The organism is Thermodesulfomicrobium thermophilum DSM 16697 (assembly GCF_059568695.1).
In genome coordinates, this window is record NZ_JCANTW010000015.1 from 59250 (window position 1) to 78987 (window position 19738).

14 protein-coding genes are annotated in these 19738 nt (G+C 67.5%); 8 read left to right on the forward strand and 6 right to left on the reverse strand.

Annotated elements, in window-relative coordinates; all coding sequences use genetic code 11:
• Positions 1-26 precede the first annotated feature (26 nt).
• Genes BR00_RS08750 through BR00_RS08765 form a run of 4 tightly spaced genes read right to left on the reverse strand, consistent with a single transcriptional unit; the run spans position 27 to position 7236 of the window.
• Positions 27-386, reverse strand: a complete 360-nt coding sequence (locus BR00_RS08750) for an Hpt domain-containing protein (protein WP_496477211.1) — start codon at positions 384-386, stop codon at positions 27-29.
• On the reverse strand, positions 383-1555 hold the full coding sequence (locus BR00_RS08755; RefSeq protein ID WP_496477212.1) for an HDOD domain-containing protein: 1173 nt from the start codon (positions 1553-1555) through the stop codon (positions 383-385). Before BR00_RS08755 ends, BR00_RS08750 begins: the two co-directional genes overlap by 4 nt.
• An 11-nt stretch (positions 1556-1566) precedes the next feature.
• On the reverse strand, positions 1567-3846 hold the full coding sequence (locus tag BR00_RS08760; protein ID WP_496477213.1) for a heavy metal translocating P-type ATPase: 2280 nt from the start codon (positions 3844-3846) through the stop codon (positions 1567-1569).
• Positions 3847-3885: 39 nt separating this feature from the next.
• A complete protein-coding gene (locus tag BR00_RS08765; RefSeq protein ID WP_496477214.1) occupies positions 3886-7236 on the reverse strand; it encodes a hybrid sensor histidine kinase/response regulator in 3351 nt (1116 codons plus the stop codon).
• 375 nt (positions 7237-7611) lie between these two features.
• Here BR00_RS08765 and BR00_RS08770 point away from each other — a divergent pair, with 375 nt between their 5' ends.
• From BR00_RS08770 to BR00_RS08790, 5 genes are all read left to right on the forward strand, one after another.
• The gene (locus BR00_RS08770) at positions 7612-8271 is read left to right on the forward strand and encodes a succinate dehydrogenase/fumarate reductase transmembrane subunit (protein ID WP_496477215.1); all 660 of its coding nucleotides are present in this window, start codon (positions 7612-7614) and stop codon (positions 8269-8271) included.
• A 9-nt stretch (positions 8272-8280) separates the two neighbouring features.
• Positions 8281-10140 carry a fumarate reductase flavoprotein subunit gene (locus BR00_RS08775; protein ID WP_496477216.1) on the forward strand — a complete coding sequence of 620 codons (1860 nt, stop codon included), beginning with the start codon at positions 8281-8283 and terminating at the stop codon, positions 10138-10140.
• Positions 10141-10164: 24 nt separating this feature from the next.
• The gene (locus tag BR00_RS08780) at positions 10165-10902 is read left to right on the forward strand and encodes a fumarate reductase iron-sulfur subunit (protein ID WP_496477217.1); all 738 of its coding nucleotides are present in this window, start codon (positions 10165-10167) and stop codon (positions 10900-10902) included.
• A 97-nt stretch (positions 10903-10999) separates the two neighbouring features.
• Positions 11000-12322: a malic enzyme-like NAD(P)-binding protein gene (locus BR00_RS08785; protein ID WP_496477218.1), complete on the forward strand. Its 1323-nt coding sequence runs from the start codon at positions 11000-11002 to the stop codon at positions 12320-12322.
• Positions 12323-12378: 56 nt separating this feature from the next.
• Positions 12379-13095: a type 1 glutamine amidotransferase gene (locus BR00_RS08790; protein WP_496477219.1), complete on the forward strand. Its 717-nt coding sequence runs from the start codon at positions 12379-12381 to the stop codon at positions 13093-13095.
• On the opposite strand, the gene BR00_RS08795 is transcribed toward BR00_RS08790, so the two are convergent.
• Entirely contained in the window at positions 13088-15037 is a 1950-nt protein-coding gene (locus BR00_RS08795) for a peptidase U32 family protein (protein ID WP_496477220.1), read from the reverse strand. The two genes, BR00_RS08790 and BR00_RS08795, sit on opposite strands and share 8 nt — an antisense overlap.
• Before the next feature lie 136 nt (positions 15038-15173).
• Positions 15174-16067 (reverse strand): cysteine synthase A, encoded by an 894-nt coding sequence (gene cysK / locus BR00_RS08800; RefSeq protein WP_496477221.1) that lies wholly within the window; start codon positions 16065-16067, stop codon positions 15174-15176.
• A 186-nt stretch (positions 16068-16253) separates the two neighbouring features.
• Here cysK and BR00_RS08805 point away from each other — a divergent pair, with 186 nt between their 5' ends.
• From BR00_RS08805 to BR00_RS08815, 3 genes are all read left to right on the forward strand, one after another.
• Positions 16254-18203: a proton-conducting transporter transmembrane domain-containing protein gene (locus tag BR00_RS08805; RefSeq protein ID WP_496477222.1), complete on the forward strand. Its 1950-nt coding sequence runs from the start codon at positions 16254-16256 to the stop codon at positions 18201-18203.
• A 107-nt stretch (positions 18204-18310) separates the two neighbouring features.
• On the forward strand, positions 18311-19105 hold the full coding sequence (locus BR00_RS08810; RefSeq protein ID WP_496477223.1) for a respiratory chain complex I subunit 1 family protein: 795 nt from the start codon (positions 18311-18313) through the stop codon (positions 19103-19105).
• Positions 19102-19737 (forward strand): hydrogenase-4 component E, encoded by a 636-nt coding sequence (locus BR00_RS08815; RefSeq protein WP_496477224.1) that lies wholly within the window; start codon positions 19102-19104, stop codon positions 19735-19737. The genes BR00_RS08810 and BR00_RS08815 overlap by 4 nt, the downstream gene beginning before the upstream one ends.
• The last annotated feature ends 1 nt before the right edge of the window (position 19738 follow it).

Genomic DNA, 19738 nt, shown 5'->3' on the forward strand with positions numbered 1-19738 from the left:
GGCAGGGAAGCGGTCGGGAATGTCTTTCAGACCGCTTCGTCGGTATTGGGGGGAAGCAGGGCGTCGAGGGCGCGTCGGAGTGCTTCTCCCTGGCGTGCGGCCTCCTCTGGTTGCGCGGCCGCCAAGGCCTCTATGCGGGCAGCCTGGTCCGCCAGGGTCATCAGTCCCATGTTGGTGAGGGCGCCTTTGAGGAAGTGGCCGGATTTGGCCAAGGCAGGGCCCTTGTTCGTGTTCAGGGCGCGGGAGAGATCCGTAATCCCTTGCCGCAATGTCGTTTCGGCCACGGTCAGGAGGTGGTCCGCACTGGCAGGACTTGCCTGAAAGGCGGCCATGAGGTGCCGGCGCACGTGCGCCCGCCATGCTTCGTAGGTTTGGGGGCTGTTCATGTAAGGGCCGCAAGGAAGGCGTCGGTGTTGGCTTGGGCGGCACCGGCGGCGTCCATCAGGGTTTCAGGACTGAGGTGGGCGAGCTCCAGGGCCTGAGCGTGGGCTCGGGGAGGCACTGGGTCGCCGTTGGCGCCCAGGGCCGCGGCGTGGGCCAGACAGTCGGCCAGGTGGATCACTGCCGCCAGAAAGCCCTGGGGCGCGTGGTGCCCGGCCACGGCCTGGACGATGGGCTCCGGGAGGTTCCAGGCCGCGAGCACGGCCCCTCCCAGGGAGGCGTGCTCGTGCCCGAAGAAGGCGGCTTCTACTTCGCGCACCATGCGGCCGTGGGCACGGCACCATTCGAGACAGACCTTGGCGCGTTCGGGGAAGATGCTCAGGCAGAGAAGCCGTCCCATATCATGGAGCAGTCCGGCGGCAAAGGCGGTTTCCGCCATCTGTGGTTGCGCGCTCTGGGCGAGATGCCGGGCAGCGGCGGCCACGGCGATGCTGTGGGCGAAAAAGGTGCGCATATCCACCATGGCGCGGGACACGACGCCGAAGTGCTCGATGAGCAGGATACTGGTGGCAAGCAGTCCCAGCTCACGGGCCCCCACCAGGATTACGGCGCGGTCGATGCGGTCCACGCGGCGCGGCATGCCGAAGGCCGGGGAGTTGACCAGTTTGAGCAGCCGGCCGGCCAGGCTCGGACTTTGGGCGACGATGCGGGTGATCTTTTCCGCGTCGATGCTGTCTGTGGCCAAGGCGCCGAGGAGCTGCTGGGCCGTGGAGGGAAGTTCCGGGGGCTCGAAGCTCGTGAGGTCCACCGCCGGCGGCAGGCTCGGGGGCGTGATGGCCACGGAGCGGGGAGTGGCCGGCGCGAGGGGCGGCAGGCCCCGGAGGAGGCGTTCGGCCTCGGCTTGGGCGCGCAGCTGCAGCAGTGTTTGTCCCACCGGCGAGCAGACGTCCTGTCCGAAATAGGCGCGCAGCGCCAGGGGCATGGCCTTGGCGCGCGCGGCCTCGTCGATGGTGCGGCGCACATGGATGCCTGGCAGGGTGCGCAGTTCCTGAATGTCTGCGGGGCTAAGCGGGGTGCCGGCGGCAATGGTCCGGCCGGAGGGCGTGCGCACGGTCTGTGCGCAGATGTCTCCGGGTTGGAGTTGGGTGCTGGGGCAAAAACGGGTGGTTTCCATGGGGCTCCTACTCACGCATGGGCGGATGCGCGCCTGCTAGCGGACAGCGGCACCAAGCGCAAGCGCAGGGCGTTGCCCACCACCAGAAGCGAGCTCATGGCCATGGCCGCGCCGGCGAACATGGGGCTGATGCTCCAGCCGAGCCACGGCTCGAGCGCGCCGGCGGCCAAGGGGATGCCGAGGGTATTGAAGGCAAAGGCCCAAAAGAGGTTCTGCCGTACATGGCGCATGGTGGCCCGCGCCAGGGCCACGGCGTCCACCAGGGCCGAGAGCTCGCCGCGCAAGAGCACCACGTCGCCGGCCTGTACCGCGATGTCCTGGCCCGAACCCATGGCGATGCCCACCCAGGCCGCGGCCAGGGCGGGCGCGTCGTTGATGCCGTCGCCCACCATGGCGGGACGTCGGCCTTGGGCCACGAGCTCGCCCACCCAGGCAGCCTTGCCGTCGGGCAGGACCCCGGCCTGCACGGAGGCGATGTCCAGTTGTCCGGCGACGGTTCGGGCCACGCGCGGGGTGTCTCCGGAGAGCAGATGCAAGGTGAGCCCCAGTTCACGAAGGGCGGTGGTCACGGTGTGGGCTTCGGGCCGCAGGGAGTCCCCCACCGCCACCAGCCCGGCGAAGGTCCCTTCCACGGCCACGGCCACCACCGAGGACCCGGTGTCTTCCAATCGCGCTGCCTCCTTCTGGGCCTCGGCGGGCACGACGACCTCGTGCTGGGCAAGGAAGCGCAGCGAGCCCACGAGCACGGTTTTGCCGTCCACACGCCCTTGGGCGCCGCGGCCGGGATGGGCCTGAAAATCCTCCGCAGGCACGGCGTCGGGCTTGGCTGCGGCAATGGCCCGGGCAATGGGGTGCTCGCTGGCGGCTTCCACGGCGGCGGCGAGGGCGAGCACCTCCGGGCCGTCCAGATGGGCCAGGGGCAGCACGTGGGTGACGTGCATTTGGCCCTGCGTCAGCGTGCCCGTCTTGTCGAAGACCACGTCCGTGGCCTGGGCCAGGCGCTCCATGGCGGCGCCGCTCTTGAAGAGGATCCCCAGCCGCGCCCCCCGGCCGGAGCCTACGAGAATGGCCGTGGGCGTGGCCAGGCCCATGGCGCAGGGACAGGCGATGACGAGCACGCTCACCGCATGGCGCAGGGCGATGGTGAGCGGGGCATGGGCGGCAAGCCAGGCAAGGAAGGTTCCGGCGGCGATGACGAGCACTGCGGGCACGAACACCAGACTGATGCGGTCCGCCAGGGCGGCGATGGGGGCCTTGGCATTTTGGGCCTGCGCCACCAGGGCCGCCACGCGGGCGAGCAGGGTTTCGCGGCCCACGTGCACCGCCTCCACCACCAGGCTGCCATCGAGGTTGATGGCCCCGGTGAAGACCGGGTCTCCGGGGGCGCGGCGCACAGGGCGGGATTCGCCGGTGAGCATGCTCTCGTCCACGTGGCCTTCCCCGGCCGCCACCGTGCCGTCCACGGGGATGCGCTCCCCAGGCCGCACCCGCACCCGCATGCCGGCAAGGACCAGCCGCACCGGCACGCGGCGTTCCCCCGCGTCTTCCACCAGGGTGGCCTCTTCCGGGGCCAGACGCAGAAGGCCGCGCACCGCCTCGGCCGCCTGGCGCATGGCCCGGGTCTCCATGGCCTTTCCCAGGGCGATCATGGCGAGTACCGTGCCTGCGGATTCAAAATACAGGTCATGGGCGGAAAACGTCGGCGAGAACACCGCGGTCATGGTGCCCAGGGAGTGGAGGAGGGCCGCGCCGGTGCCCAGGGCCACCAGGGTGTCCATGGTGGGGGCGCGGCGCAGCAAGGCCTGGATGCCGTCACGGTAGAAGTCCCGGCACACCCAGGCCGTGGCCAGGGCGAGGGCGAGCTGCAGCAGGGCCAGCGGCCGGGCGCCCACGTGGGGATCCAAGGCCGTGGGAAGCGGCAGCCCCAGCATGGGGCCCATGGCAATGAGGAGCAGCGGGCCGGCGAACACCCAGGCCCACAGGGCCCGGCGCGCAAGGGCTGCCGCCCGGGCGGCCTCGCGTTCGTCCTGCCGCCGCAGTTCCTCGTCGGGATCGGCCTCTTCGATGACCTGGGCGGTGAAGCCCGCCTCTTCGATGACCTTTTGGATGACGTGTATTTCCAGCTGGTTGGGGTCGAAGGTGAAGGCCCCTTCGTTTGCGGTGAGGGATACGGTGGCGGCGTGCATCCCGGGCAGGCGCGAGGTGACGCGCTCGATGCGCGCGGCGCAGGCCGCGCAGTGCATGCCGCCAATGGCCAGGCGCAGGGTCGTGAGGTCGGGATCTTCCGGCATGGGTATGCTCCGTGGGACGAGGGTGAGGATGCCCAAGTTTTATGAAAGACGCGGCGCGGAGGTAAGCTGGGCGAAGGTGACGGCCAGGGCCGTGGCGTCCACGGGCTTGACGAGGTAGGCGTCGAATCCGGCTTCGGCGCAGGCCGGCCCGTCACTGTCGCTGGCGGTGAGGGCCACCACGGCCATGGAGGTGTGGGCGGCCCCGGCGTGGCCCTGGCGGATGCGGCGCACGAGGGTAAAGCCGTCCATGTCCGGCATCTGCAGGTCCACCACCGCGGCGTCGAAGGGCTCCTGGGCCGCCGTCAAGACGGCCAGGGCCGCCGTACCGCCGTCCGCTGCCTTGGCGGTGTCCCCGCCCTTGGCGATCAGACTCGCGGTGACGGTGCGGCTCACCACGTCGTCGTCCACCACCAGGACGCGCAAGGGGCGCAGGCGCTTGGGCGATGAAGACGCCGTGCGCGCCAAGGGCAGGCGGACCCAGAAGGACGCCCCCTGGCCTTCTTCGCTCTCCACCCCAATGGTGCCGCCCATGGCCTGGGCGAGCTCCTTGCACAGACAAAGCCCAAGGCCCACGCCCTGGCTGCTGCTCTCCGGGTGCGCCTGACCGAAGCGCTCGAAGATCCGCTGCTGGTCCTTGGGGGCAATGCCCGGCCCGGTATCGGTGACGCGAAGCTCCACCGTCACCTGGGTCTCGCTCTCCTCGAGGATGCCAAGCTCGATGCGGATCTGCCCGCCCGCAGGGGTGAATTTGACGGCATTGCTCACCAGGTTGGTGAGGATTTGGCGGATGCGCCTCGGGTCGGCCTGGAGCGTGGGGACAGGCGGCGCCAGGGCCGTGAGTTCCAGGTCTTTGGCCTGGGCAAGGGGCAGCAGGCTGGTCGCGGTCTCGCGCACGAGGGCCGCAAGGTCCGTGGGCCGGGGCTGCAGGTGGATGCCTCCGTGCTCCAGGGCCTCCAGGCTCAAGGTGTCTTCCAAGAGGTCGAGCATGGCCTGGCCGCTTGCCGCAAGGCTCTGCACCAGGGCCGCCGCTTCCGGGGAGAGGTCGGTGTCCATGAGCATCCGGGCGGCATTGACGGCGCTGGCGGCCGGGGCGCGCAGATCGTGGCTGAGCATGGCCAGGATGCGTTCTTTCCCCTTGCGTGCGGCCTCGGCCTCGCTGGCCAGGGCCGCGATGCGCTCCACGGCCTCCTCCAGGCGGCTGTTGGCCTGGCGCAGGCGGGTGTTGGCCTCTTCCAGTTCCGTGACGTCGGTCATGGCGCCCACCATGGCGGTGGGGGTGCCGGCGGCGTCGGTGATGACTTTCTTGTGAAAGAGGATGCGCCGGGGGCTGCCATCGGCCCGGATGATGGTGGTGGTATACACCTGGGTTCCTTTGATTTTCCAGAGTTCTCGGTCTTTTTCTTGGAAGGTGCCCACGTCAAGTTCGGGAAATGCCTCGGTCAAGGTCTTGCCGACATACTGGCTGCGCTCGCCGCCGAAAAAGGCGCAAAAAGCGGGATTGACCTCCTGGTAGCGGCCCTCGGTATCTTTGATGTAGACCGGCAGCGGCAGGGCCTCCAAAAGGGTGGAGAGCAGTTGGGTCTGCTCGCGCAGGGTCGCTTCCGTCTGCACCCAGGCCGTGGTGTCGAGAAAGATCGTGGCAAAGGAGTCCTTTTGGGGCAGGGGGAAGGCGTTGACGAGAAAGTGCCGCTGCATGGGCGCAAAATAGATGTTCATGCTGATCGGGGCCTGGGTGTCCACCACCTGGGCGTAGGTGGTGAGAAAGGGCGGCGTGTCCACGCCCAGGGCCGTTTCCACGGTCTTGCCGCGGATGGACTGCGGGTCGATGCCCGTCTGCAGGGCGAAGGCCGGGTTGGCGTCCAGATAGCGGTAGGTGGTTGGCGTGCCGTCTCGGTCACGGATCAGTTCGTGGAACGCGATGCCGGTGATGGCGTTGGTATATAAGGCCCGGAATTGCTCCAGGGCGCGTTGGAGCTGCCGGGTGCGCTTGCGCACCAGGCGTTCGAGCAGCTCCCGCTTCTGGTGCGTGCTCATGGCCATACGGACCGTCAGGGCGGTGAGGACGACCCCGAAGATCACGACGGCGAGGGTGCCGTGCCAGGGGTGGAGGGCGAGAAACGCCGTGGTGGGCATCACCTGCATGGCGAGCACCTGGCCGCCGATGAAGATGGGCAGGGTTGTGGTGCCCCTGTGGGGGGCAGAGATGCCCTCCACAGGGATGGGATTGAGGCGTAGCTGCGCGCCGGGGTTGGTGGAGGTGGCCAGGGTTTCCAAGTGCACCGCCACGCACGCGTGACCGAGCAAGCGGCTGCGCTGCCATAGGGGCGTAAAGAGTACGAGGCTGGGGGTGGCGCGGCCCAGAAGCGGGGTCAGGGCGGCGGTGGCAAGATCCGTGCGCAGGCTCTCCAGCCGTGCCTGGGTGAGGGCGGGCACCGAGGTGATGTCCCAACTCACCACGCCAGGATTGGTGGCCGGGGAGAGCGTGGAGGTCTCGATGTCGACGATTCCGGCAAAGTCCAGCCAGGCAAGTGTGCGCCACTTGTGGGTGAAGGCGAAGAATTTCGAGGCAGTGACTTCTTCGGAGCTGGCGTAGAGTCCCGCCAAGGACTCCAGGAGATGATCGCGGGCGCTCTGCAGGCGGGTGGCCGCGGCGCGTACTTCGCTTTGGGCAAGGACCAGGAAGGCCTGATGGCGGTGTTCCTGCTCCAAGGTCCATGCCGCCCAGCCTGCCTGGAGGGTACACAAGCCGCCGAGGAGGGCCACGAGCAAGGGTTCCCGAAAGCGATTTTGGCATTGCCAGACCCCGAGCATTGCGGCCAGGAACGCCACTCCCAGAAACAGGGGAGGCCGGGCGGCAGCCCACAAGAACTGGCGGTAGCGGGCGGCATCGATATCAATGCCCAGCAGCGTGGGTTGCTGGGTGGGGAGGCTCACGAGGGCTGACACCCATTCGCCCCAGGCATCGGCCAAGGGGCCTTCCACGGCGTCTTTTTTTTGCTCCAGCACGGCGCGCAACTCTGGTGATGCCTCGGGGTAGGGCTGGCCGGGCAGGACGGCGTCCGGGTCGCTTTGGGCTTGGGCGGCGGCGAGGAAGACAACGGCGCCGTCCGGCTGCCGCCGCATGAGATAGATGTCTTCCAATAGGGGAAACAGGCGTTTGGCCTGTAAGAATTGCTGGGAGATGCGGTGGTAGGCGGGGCTGTCCAGGTCGTGGCGGGTGGCGGTGAGTTGGTCGATGCGTTGGACATTGAGGCCTGCGGCGATGCCTTGGGCCTCAAGCAGGAGATCGGCGCGAAACTGGCGGTCCGCCTCGAAGCCGTGCCAGGCGGCAAAGAAGAGCGAACCCAGCGTCACGGCTGTAACCCAGGACCATACGGAACGAAGAAACATGGAATTACCTCTGGACGGTGCCATAGGGCAAAGTTGTGGAGAGCACAAGCAGGGTCGGCGATGACGTGTTGCCGTATTGGGGGGGCTTGGGCATGGAGCGGTACATCCAGGCCTTTTGTGGAAAAAAGGGTTGCCGGAGGCGTGGTCCACGTCAAGAGGGGCGGGCACGACCGCGTCTGGACTGCAGGTGCCGGATATGGGTGGGGCATGGGTTTGCGGCCTGCGGCCCCCTGCCGCTAACCGAATCGTTGCGGCCTTCCACCGTTTTGTGCGGCCGTTTGTGATTGACCGATCAGGCCACGGGGGCTAGCGGGCGACACGCTGCGGTCCATTGGGGGGCGCGGTGTGGTTTGTTTCGTGTTGGGGAGGTGTGTTATGGCTGTTTCTCTGGTGACCGTGGATCGTCCCGAAGTCGGGCGGGGAAGTTGCCGCGTCGACGCGATGTGGGACTGGGTACAAGTGCTTTCAGGCCTGGGGCTGGCGCTGTTTTTGGCCTTCCATACCCTGCTCACTGCGAGCGTGCTTTTGGGGGCCTCGGTGTTGAATTCCGTTGCCGGCGGCCTGGAGGCGGTGCATTTGGATACGCTCGCCCATTGGACCGTGCCGGTGCTCTTCCTCGTGCACTTTGCGGCTGCGGCGCGCAAGGTGCCTTTCCGGGTGCGCGAGCAGCGCGCCCTGTGGGCGCAGGCGCGGATGCTGCGCCACGCCGATACCTGGGCGTGGGTCTTTCAGGCCGCATCCGGCATGGCGGTGCTCCTTTTGGGCGTCATGCATATGTGGACCACCATCAATGCCGGCGCCATCGAAGCTGCGGCCTCCGCGGCGCGGGTGCAGTCCGGCGGCTGGGTGGTGCTTTATCTGCTCCTTGCCCCATTGGGCCAGGCCCACGCGGTCATCGGCGTGTACCGGGCAGGGGTGAAATGGGGCTTCATCCAGGATACTTGCCGCGCGCAGGCGGTGCGCCTTGGGCTGTACGTCCTCGGTGCTGGTGTGGTGCTCTCGTTGGCCGCGCTCGTGCGCTACGCAACCCTGTAGGAGGCCGGTATGCAGACCGTAATGACGGATCTTTTGGTCATCGGCGCCGGGCTTTCGGGGGAGCGCATCGCCGTGGAGGCTGCGGAGGCCGGCTTCGATGTGGTGTGTCTGTCCATCGTGCCGGCGCGGCGCTCCCACTCGTCCGCGGCCCAGGGCGGCATGCAGGCGGCCTTGGGCAATTGCGCCATGGGAGAGGGCGATTGCCCGGACGTGCATTTCGAGGACACGGTCAAGGGTTCGGACTGGGGCTGCGACCAGGAAGTGGCGCGCATGTTCGTGGAGGCCGCGCCCATCGAGATGCGGCGCCTGGCCCATTGGGGGGTGCCGTGGAACCGGGTGGTGCCGGGCAAATCCACCTATTTCAAGGGTGGTGAGCTCTTTGAAAAGTATGAGAAGGAAGAGAAGGCGGGGCTCATCACCGCGCGTTCCTTCGGCGGCACGGCCAAGTGGCGTACCTGCTACACCTCCGACGGCACCGGGCATGCGGTCATGTGCACCATGGACAACCGCTGCGCCCAACTGGGCATCCGGGTGCTGGATCGCAAGGAGGCCATCGCCCTCATCCACGACGGGGAAAAGGCCTTGGGCGCGGTGGTGCGTTGCCTGCGCACCGGGGCCCTGGAGGTCTTCCTCGCCCGGGCCACGGCGGTGTGCACCGGCGGGTTCGGCCGCTTGTACCGCGCCACCACCAACGCCGTCATCTGCGACGGCGCCGGCGCGGCCATGGTGCTCGACACCGGACTGGTGCCCATCGGCAACCCCGAGGCCATCCAGTTCCACCCCACGGGCATCGTGCCCACGGACATCCTCGTCACCGAAGGCTGCCGGGGCGACGGCGGCACCTTGCTCGACGTGGACGAGTACCGCTTCATGCCCGACTACGAGCCCGCCAAGGCGGAGCTCGCCTCCCGCGACGTGGTTTCGCGCCGCATGACCGAACACATGCGCAAGGGCAAGGGCGTGCCCTCGCCCTACGGCGAGCATCTGTGGCTGGATATCCGCCACTTGGGCGACGCCCATATCTCCACCAAGCTGCGCGAGGTGGACGAGATCTGCAAACACTTCCTCGGCATCGACCCACGGGTGAGCCTCATCCCCGTGCGCCCCACCCAGCACTACACCATGGCCGGCATCCGCACGGACAAGACCGGCGCGGCCTACGGTTTGCGCGGGCTCTTTTCCGCCGGCGAGGCGGCCTGCTGGGACCTGCATGGTTTCAACCGGCTCGGCGGCAACTCCCTGGCCGAGACCGTGGTGGCCGGCGGCATCATCGGCCGCAGTATCGTGGAGTTCTTGCAGGGCACTCCGGCCCCGACGTTTTCCATGGATCTGGTCCGCGCCGAGGTGGCCCGGCAAAAGGCGCGCATCCAGGCCCTGGTGTCCGGAAGCCAGGGCACGGAGGATGTCTTTGCCGTGCGCGGCATGATGCAGGACGCCCTCATGGAAGGGTGCTTCGTGTTCCGCAACGACGCCGGCCTGCGGGCGTGCATTGCCCGGCTGCAGGAAGCGCTCGAGCGCAGCCAGCATTTGGGGCTGCGTTCTTCGGGCAAAGGCGCGAACCCCGAATTGGCCGCGGCCCTCAAGCTTCCCGGCCAGGTGCGCCTGGCGCTGTGCATCGCCACCGCCGCCTTGGCCCGCACCGAGAGCCGGGGCTCCCACAACCGCGAGGACTATCCGGAGCGCAACGACCGCGACTGGCTTTCCCGCACCCTGGCCTACTGGGACGAGGGCGCGACCCTGCCGCGGCTGGCCTACGAAGACGCCACCCCGGTGTTCGAGATCCCGCCGGGAGACCGTGGCTACGGCGGCGGCAAGATCATCCCTGCGGATCCGGCGGTGGTGGCGGCCAAGACCCGCGCCCAAGGCTGATATTCCAACCCTGCGAGGACACTCATGGCTCGAACCCTGACCTTCCATATCTTCCGGTACAATCCAGAGGACCCGGACTCCACGCCGCACATGCAGGACTTCGTCCTGGAGGAAACGGCCAACATGACCCTGTTCATCGCCCTCAACCGGCTGCGCGAAGAGCAGGATCCCGGGCTCATGTTCGACTTCTGCTGCCGCGCGGGCATCTGCGGCTCCTGCGGTATGGTGGTCAACGGCCGTCCCCGGTTGGCGTGCCAGACCAAGACCAAGGACCTGCCGGAGACGATCACCCTGTTGCCGCTGCCGGTCTTCAAGCTCATCGGCGACCTGTGCGTGGACACCGGCACGTGGTTTCGGGAGATGTACACCCGCACGGAGTCCTGGATTCATACCTCCCAGCCTTTTGATCCCGCCAAGGAAGAGGCGCGCATGGACAATGCCGTGGCCGAGGCCATCTATGAGATGGAGCGGTGCATCGAGTGCGGCTGCTGCATCGCCGCCTGTTCCACGGCGCGCATGCGTCCGGATTTCCTCGGCGCCGCAGGCCTGGCGCGCATCGCCCGTTTTGCCGTGGATCCGCGCGATGAGCGCACGGACAAGGACTACTTCGAACTCATTGGCAATGATTTTGGCGTATTCGGCTGCATGGGGCTTTTGGCCTGCGAGGACGTCTGCCCCAAGAATCTGCCGCTGCAAAACCAGCTTGGGTTTTTGCGCCGCAAGATGGGCATTACTGCGGTAAAGCAGCTTCTGGGACGATAGTGCGAGGCCCTAGGGCCTCGCATGCTGCCCGGCGCGTGCGGCTGCCGGGGGTTTCGGATGTTGGAATACGAACGGGGCAACGCCCCTGGGAGGATACATGGCGCTTTTTACCAAGGAAGAGGCCCTGCAGTACCATAGCACGGTGCGGCCGGGAAAATTGGAAGTCGTCCCCGTCAAGCCCTACCACACCCAAAAGCACCTGAGCATGGCCTATAGTCCGGGGGTGGCGGAGTCGTGCCTGGAGATCGCCCGCGATCCCGAGGCCAGCTACACCTACACCGGCCGCGGCAACCTGGTGGCCGTGGTGTCCAATGGCACGGCGGTCTTGGGCCTGGGCAATATCGGGCCCTATGCGGCAAAGCCGGTGATGGAGGGCAAGGGGTTGCTTTTCAAGATCTTCGCCGACGTGGACGTATACGACATCAACGTGGCGGAAACCGACCCTGACCGCTTTTGCGCCATCGTACGCGCCCTGGAGCCTACTTTCGGCGGCATCAATCTGGAGGACATCAAGGCCCCGGAGTGCTTTGCCATCGAGGAGCGCCTCAAGGCCGAAATGCAGATCCCCGTTTTCCATGACGACCAGCACGGCACGGCCATCATCTCCGCCGCGGCCCTGCTCAACGCCGTGGAGATCAACGGCAAGCGCCTGGAGGACCTGCGGCTGGTGGTCTCCGGCGCGGGCGCGGCCGCCATCTCCTGCACCCGGCTCTACGTCGCCCTGGGCATCGACCCGGCCAATGTGGCCATGTTCGACTCCCGCGGCCATATCCACAAAGGCCGCACCGACCTCTCCCCGGAAAAGCGCCTCTTTGCCACGGACACGGCCTTCGCTTCCCTGGCCGAGGCCATGCGCGGGGCGGACGTCTTCCTCGGACTCTCCAAGGCCGGAGTGGTCACCCCGGACATGGTGGCCTCCATGGCCAAAGACCCCATCATCTTCGCCTGCGCCAACCCGGTGCCGGAGATTGGCTACCACGAGGCCAAGGCCGTACGGCCGGACGCCATCATGGGCACCGGGCGCTCGGACTATCCCAACCAGATCAATAACGTCCTTGGCTTTCCGTTCATCTTCCGCGGCGCGTTGGACGTGCGCGCCACCACCATCAACGAGTCCATGAAGCTGGCGGCCGCCCGGGCCCTGGCGGCCTTGGCCAAGAAGCCGGTGCCCGAGTATGTGCTTGCGGCCTACGGCGTGGACAAGCTCACTTTCGGGCCGGACTACATCATCCCCAAGCCGGTGGACTTGCGGCTCATGGAGTTCGAATCCGCGGCCGTGGCCCAGGCGGCCATGGATACCGGCGTGGCCCGCGCCCCCATCGCCGACATGGCGGCGTACCGGGCGCAGCTGCGCGAGCGCATCACGGCTTCCCGGGCGCGGCTCGATGCCTTTATGCGCTCCTACCCGCAGATCTTCTAGCCATGCCCAAGGCCGCTGGATATCCGGCGGCCTTGTGCGCATTTGGAGGAGCACATATGCTGCCCATCGCGATCGTACGCTTCGCCCCGCATGAAGGGCCGGGGTATTTGGCGCAGGTGCTGGAGGAGCAAAGGCGCCCCTGGCGCCTGGTGGCCGTGGATCAAGGCGAGGAGGTGCCCGCGGACCCTGCGGCCTTTGCCGGCCTGGTGCTCATGGGCGGCCCCATGAGCGTCAATGATCCCCTGCCGTGGATCCCGCAGGTGCTGGCGCTGGTGCGCCGGGCCGTGGAGACGAACATCCCGGTGCTCGGGCATTGCCTGGGGGCGCAGCTTCTGGCCCGGGCATTGGGGGCGAGGGTTACCCCCAATACCGCTACCGAGATCGGCTGGCATCCGGTGCAGGTGCGCCCGGGCGGGGAGGGCTGGTTTGGGCCGGTGCGCTCTTTTGTGGCCTTCCACTGGCATGGCGAGACCTTCGCCATTCCCGAAGGCGCGCAGTGGATCGCCCAGAGCGTGGCCTGTCCCCATCAGGCCTTTGCCGTGGGACCGCACCTGGGCCTGCAGTTTCATGTGGAGATGACCGCCCCCATGGTGGAGGAGTGGGCCGCCTTGGGCGCGGAGGAGATCTTCGCCCATTTCGGCCCCTGGGTGCAGGAGCCCCAGGCCATGATGGCCGCCACCCCGCAGTGGATCGGCGCCCTGCAGGCCATAGCCCGCACGGTGTATGGCCGCTGGCTGGCCGGGGTTGATGGGCGGCCGCTGCTGTCTAGATAAGCCCCCCCTCCCAGTTCCACAGTCCCGGCCGTTCCTTGCGGGGGACGGTCTTGGGCACCCATTCGTGCAGGGTGGCCAAGACCCGGTAGCCGGCACCGAGAAGCTCCTGCTGGTGGGCGCTGAGGTCCATCTCCCAGTTGGGGTAGGTCCAAAACAGCGAGCCGTGGCGCTGCGTCCAGAAGACTTCGCCCTTGGGGCTGATAAGCGGTTCGCCGTCGCGGATGCTGTCGGCGCGGACGCGGGCCACACAGGCCGGAAGCATGCCCCCCACCACGACTCCCATGGGAAGCGGACTCGATCCCGGTAGCGCCAGCAGGCTTTCCCCATCGAGCTCGAAGGAGGCAAAGGCCCCGGCCAGGCCGAAATCCGCCAGGGCGGCAAGGCAGAGGGCGTTGGCCGCGTGGCAAAACGGGCCGGCCCAGGCCTCGGCGCGGGAAGAAAGCAGCGCCCGCTGCCAGGGGGCGCCGAGCACGAAGCGCCGACCGCCCAGGCGCTCCACGTCTTCGAGATGCTCGGCAAAGGCGGCTTCTTCCTCGGGCCAGATGATGGGCGGCAGCCACCACCACAGCCGTCGGAAGATATGCCGGGAGATGGAGCGCTCCACCCCGGGCAGAAACCAGATCCCGTGTTCACCGTCGCGGGGCAGGCGGGCCGGCAGTCGGCGCCAGGCATGAAGGCGGATGGGGCGGGCCTGGCGCGCTCGCGGCGGTGCCGTAGGCTGCGGGAGCTTGGGGACGAAGTCGGAAGCGGGGGAAGGTGGCGCGGCGGGGAGCTTGGCCCGCCACGTGCGCAGGATGCCGCCGAGTTCCGGCGGTCGGCGGTCGACGAGAAAGACCGGTTTCCCCTGGGCGGGCCGGGAGAGATCCAGGCGGCCGCCTTTGGGGATGGAACGGCGCACGGGCACGGTGAAGGAGCCGCCGGCGTCTTCCAGCCCGACGCGCACCAGGTCGCCCGCCATGAGGGCCTCGCGCACCTGCACCCGGGGGCGTGGTCCGCCGGTCACGGTGCCGAGCAAGAGGCCCGATCCGGTTTGGGGCCGCAGCGACAGCGGCGAGCGCGGCTTGTGTCCCAGAAAGAAGTAGCGGGTGGTGGGCCGGCCCAGGGCCATGGCCAGCAGGTCTTCGGCCTCGCGCCGGGCCTTGGGGTCGCGGCCGTGGTCGCGAAGCAGTTGGTAGGCCCGTACGGTATGGAACACGTAGTGCGGGCCTTTTTTCCGGCCTTCGATCTTCCAGGAGCGCACGGCGGGCACCTCGCCCAAAAGCCGCACCAGGACCCCAAGGCCGAGGTCGTCGCAGGAAAAGAAGGCGTGGGCCTCGCCCTTGCGGCGGTAGCGGCGGCGGCAGGGCTGCACGCAACGGCCGCGCAGCCCGCTTTTCCCCCCCAAAAGGCTCGACCACGAGCAGCGGCCGGATACGGCGTAGCAGAGGGCGCCGTGCACGAAGACTTCCAAATCCAGATTTGGCGGCAGCATCCGGGCCACGGCCTTGATCTCGTCGATGGAGAGTTCCCGCGGCAGCACTACGCGCTGGATGCCCAGGTTTGCGGCCAAGGCCACGCCCCGGCCCGGGGAGGCCGCCGCCAGGGTGGAGAGGTGGAGCTCTCCGGCGAATCCGGTCTGGCGGGCCAGGCCCACCATGGCGAGGTCCTGGAAGATGAGGGCGTCCGGCAGCACCATTCGGGTCATGCGTTCCAGCAGGCGGCCGGCTTGGGCCAGTTCTCCCGGTTTGATGAGGGTGTTCATGGCCACGTACACCCTGCGGCCATGGCTGTGGGCCAGGGCCGTGAGGGCGGCCAGCTCGCCGAGGCCGAAGTTGTCGGCCTCCATGCGGGCGGAAAAATGTTTGAGGCCGCAGTACACGGCGTCGGCGCCGGCGGCCAGCGCGGCGAGGAAGCTGTCGCTATCGCCTGCAGGGGCAAGGATTTCTGGGAAAGAAGAAGTCACGAGTGCTGCGCCTCCATGGGCAAGTGGTCGCGGAGGATTCAGGGGAACTGCTTGGACGGGCGCGCTGTCTGCGCTTGCGTCGGGGTGAGCGCGCGCCGTCACCCAAGGACTGTCGGCGTGGCCCGGGGATACGGCCTCATGTCTCCAGCAGCGCGGTGCTGAAGTAGCGCTCCGCCCGGTCGGGAAGCACTGTGGCGATGACGCCGCCGAGCTTGCGCCGCATCTGCCGGCAGGCCCACACATTGGCCCCGGAGGAGATGCCCACCAGGAGGCCGAAGGAGCGGCCCAGCTCGCGGGTGGTGGCGATGGCGTCCTCGTCGCTGACCTCGATGACGTCGTCCACCAAGGAGGTGTCCAGGATGGCGGGGATGAAGCCGTCGCCGATGCCCTGGATTTGGTGGAGCCCCGGTTCGTGTCCCAAGAGGGCGGAGACGTTTTTGGGCTCCACCGCGATGATGCGCACCCCGGGCCGGTGTTCCTTGAGGAAAGAGCCTACCCCCTGCAGGGTGCCGCCGCTGCCCACCCCGGCCACGAAACAGTCGATTTCGCCGCCGGTTTGCCGCCACAGCTCCCGAGCGGTTTCCTCATAGTGTACCCGTGGGTTGTCGGGGTTTTCGAACTGCTGGGGCACGAAGACGCGTGGGTCTTCGGCCTGCATGCGCCGCACGGCGTGCACGGCGCCGGCGATGCTTTCTTCCGCCGGGGTGAGCACGAGCTCCGCCCCCAGGCTGCGGATGAGCTTTTTGCGCTCCTCGCTCATGTTTTCGGGCATGACGATACGCACGGTGTAGCCTTTGAGTCTGCCTACGAGGGCGATGCCGATGCCGGTATTGCCGCTGGTGGGCTCCACGATGATGGAGTCGGGCTGTAGGCGGCCGTCGCGCTCGGCCCCTTCGAGCATGGCCAGGGCCACACGGTCCTTGATGCTGCCGCCGGGGTTGAGGAATTCGGCCTTGGCTACGATGCGCTCGCCGGGAAATTCGAAGAGGGGGGTGTTGCCGATGAGGCTCAAGATGGAGTCGGTACGCATGGTCTCTCGCGCAAAAAAAGAGGCTCCAGGAACAGTCCTCCCGGGCGCTTTCTCCATAGCCGTGGGCTGCTTGTCTTGGCAAGGTCGGTGTTCGGCAGAGCAAGATTTTTCGTGACTAACATTTCGATACACCATAGACGCCCCCTGCCCCGTCGTTGGTCCAAAATAAGGGGAGGAAGAAACACTATGCTGTGGTGGCTTGTGGCAATGATGATTGCTGGGATGGTGCTTTCGGCGGCAGCCGGCCGGGGGCGTTGGGGCGCGGTGCTCGGCCCGGCGGTGATGTTCGCGGTCTGTCTGGCGGGGTTGGGCTTCGCCCTGGGTCCGGACGGCCGCTGGATACTGCCGTTTGCGCCACCTTTGGGTTCTGGAGCCCTGCGCCTGGATGCGGTGTCACGTTTTTTTCTGCTTCCCCTCTTTGGGCTGGGGGCCATGGTGGCCCTCTACGGCGTGGGTTATTTGCAGCATGCAGTGGGCCGGCGGAACTTGGGCGTTCATTGGGCCGTGGTGCTGCTTCTGCTGCTCGGGATGACCGTGGTGTTTCTGGCCGACGACGGCTTTGTGTTCTTGGTGGGGTGGGAGCTCATGTCCGTGGCGCCGTTTTTTCTCGTGGCCTTTGACGATCGCGATGCCTCGGTGCGTGCCGCGGCCTGGGAGTATTTGGCCGCAGCACACTTGGGAGGCGCAGCGCTCATGGCGGGCCTCGCCCTGGCCGCGGCGTCGGGCGGATGGTCCTTTGACGCCATGCGCGCGGCCCTGCCGGGAAGCTCCCTGGCGCTGCCGGTCTTCGGGCTCATGGTGCTCGGCGGCGGGGCCAAAGCCGGTCTGGTGCCGCTGCACGTATGGCTACCGGAAGCGCACCCGGCCGCGCCGAGTCATGTGTCCGCCCTCATGTCCGGTCTGATGGTGAATACCGGGATCTATGCGGTGGTGCGCGCCCTGGACGTGGTGGGTATGCCTGGGGCCGGCGCGGGCATCCTGTTGATGCTGGCGGGGGGGCTGAGCGCGGTGTTCGGGGCCATGCAGGCGCTGGTGCAGGGGAATGCCAAGCGGCTGCTTGCCTTCAGCACCGTGGAGAACATGGGGTTGGTGTTCATGGCGGTGGGTGTCGGCATCGTGGGATACGCCTGCGGCCTGGTGGTCACCGCCTGGCTGGGTCTGGCGGCGGCCTTGATGCATCTCCTGCACCATTCCTTGTTCAAGGGGCTCCTGTTTATGGGGGCCGGTGCGGTGCTCGAAGCCACGGGAACGGTGGAGCTTCGCGCCCTGGGCGGGATCGCCCAGCGCATGCCGCAGGTGAGTCGGTGCATGGCCGTAGGCGTGGCCACGGTGTCGGGGCTCCCGCCCTTTTGTGGGCTGGTGGGCGAGGTGCTGCTCTTCGCCGCCCTGGCCACGGGCATGGCGGCGCCTGATCCCGGGCTGCGCGGCGTCATGCTCGCCGGATTCGTGGGCTTGGCCTTGGTGAGCGGCGTGGTGCTCGCGGGCATGACCCGGCTGTTCGGGATCGCCTTTTTGGGCGCCCCGAGGTCGCCGCAGGCCGGGGAGGCCAAAGAGCCGGGGGGGCTCATGCGCCTGCCCATGATGGTGCTGGCGGCCGCCTGTTTGGCCGCGGCAGTGGCGGCCCCGGTGGTCTTGGGGCTCGCCCTGCCTGCCGTGGGCGTGGTCTTGGGCGCGGTCCCGCGGGAGCCGCTTGCCCCGTTTGTGGCTGGAGTGGCGCAGATTTCCACCATCGGTGTGGTGGTCGCCGTCGCGGTGGTCGTGGTGGCGGGGGTGCGTCGATTGCTTCCCGGCTGGGCGGATGCCCGACGGTTTCGCACCTGGGACTGCGGCTATGCGGCCCCGTCGGCGCGCATGGAGTATTCCGCCTTTGGCTTTGCCCATCCCCTGTGGCGGGCCATCGGGGGAACGAGTGTTGTTCGGGTTACGACCGAAAAACCTGCTGGATTCTTTCCGAAGCATGCCTGGGTGCGCGTGGAGACGGTGGACCCCGTGCGTGGGGCCTGGGAAGAGCTCTTCAGTGGGGTGCGCAGCATGTGTGACGCCCTCAAGTGGCTGCAACACGGCCGCATCCAGCTTTATGTGTTCACCATGGTGGCGGTGCTGGGGCTTCTCATAGCGTGGCAGCTTTGGAGGTAGGTGGATGCAAGGCCTTTTTTGGGCAGTGGGCGTGGTGTGCGCCCCGCTCCTTGTTGGGGATCATCAATCGGGTGAAGGCGCTGTGGGCGGGCCGGCGCGGCCGGCCTGTGCTCCAAGTCTATTTTGATCTGGCCAAATTGCTGCGCAAGGGCACCGTGGTGAGCGAAACCACCTCGTGGGTCTTTCGTTTGGGGCCGGTGTGCGCTGTGGTGGGGCCGGTGGTGGCCATGCTCCTCGTCCCCTTTGCGGGGCGTCCCCCCCTGTGGTCTTTCCCCTTGGATTTCGTGGTCCTCGCGTACGTGCTCGCCCTGCCGCGTCTGGGCACCATGCTGGCCGCTCTTGACGTGGGCTCCAGCTTTGAAGGCATGGGGGCGAGCCGGGAGGCCGCCTTTGGGGCTCTGGCAGAGCCCGCGCTGCTCGCGGCGCTTCTTGCCGCCGCAGGCCAGGGTGGCTTGCGGCTGGCCGACGGCGTGGCGGCGGTGGATGTGCTGCACGGCGGCGGCGTGCTGCTGGGGATAGCGGTGTTTCTCCTGCTGCTGGTGGAGAACGCCCGCATGCCGGTGGACGACCCCAACACCCATCTGGAACTCACCATGATCCACGAGGTCATGGTCCTGGACCATAGCGGCCCGGAGCTGGCGGCCATCACCTATGGCGCGGCCCTCAAACTGTGGGTGTTCGCCGCGCTCCTCGTGGCCCTGGCCTTGCCGCTGCACGCCGTGTCGTTGCCGTGGGCCGTGGTTGTCCACGTGGTCGGGACCTTGGCGGTGGCCGCAGCCGTGGGCATGGTGGAGTCCTTGAGCGCCCGCCTCCCCATGCCCCGGGTGCCGGCCTTTATCTTGAGCGGCGCAGCCTGCGGCTTGGTGGTGCTGTTTGCCGTGATCTGGGGAGGAAGACTATGAGCGCACAGACGCTCTCTTTGGTGTGGTGGGCCGTGATCTTGAGCGACCTCGTGCTGTTGGGCGCCGGCCGCCTGCGGCATCTCATCCTCCTTTCGGCGACCCATGGGGTGCTTTTGGGCGTCGTGGTGGCGGGCATGAATCCTGGCGGGGAAGAGTTGCTGGTGGCCGCGGCCATGGCGACCCTCAAGGCTGGGGTGTTCCCGTGGCTTTTGTGGCGCACCATGCGCCGCATCGGTTCGAGCGAGATCGTGGAACCCTATATGGGCTTGGGCACGAGCGTGGTGGCGGGCCTCGTGGGGCTTGGGCTGCTCTTTTGGATGGACTCCCGGGTGGAGCTGCCGGTGGTGGCTCCGCCGCTCCTGCTCCCAGCTGCCCTGCTCACGGTCCTTTCCGGTATCATTCTCATCGTGCTGCGCCACAAGGCCCTCACCCAGGTCATCGGGTATCTGACCATGGAAAACGGCATCTTCCTTTTGGGGGTCCCTTTGATCGGCCATGACGCCATGTGGATTGAATTCCTCATCCTGTTGGATTTGTTCGTGGCCATTTTCGTCATGGGGATCGCCATCCACCACATCAGCCGGACCTTTGACTCCATCGACGTGGACCGGTTTTGTACCTTGCGAGATTAGC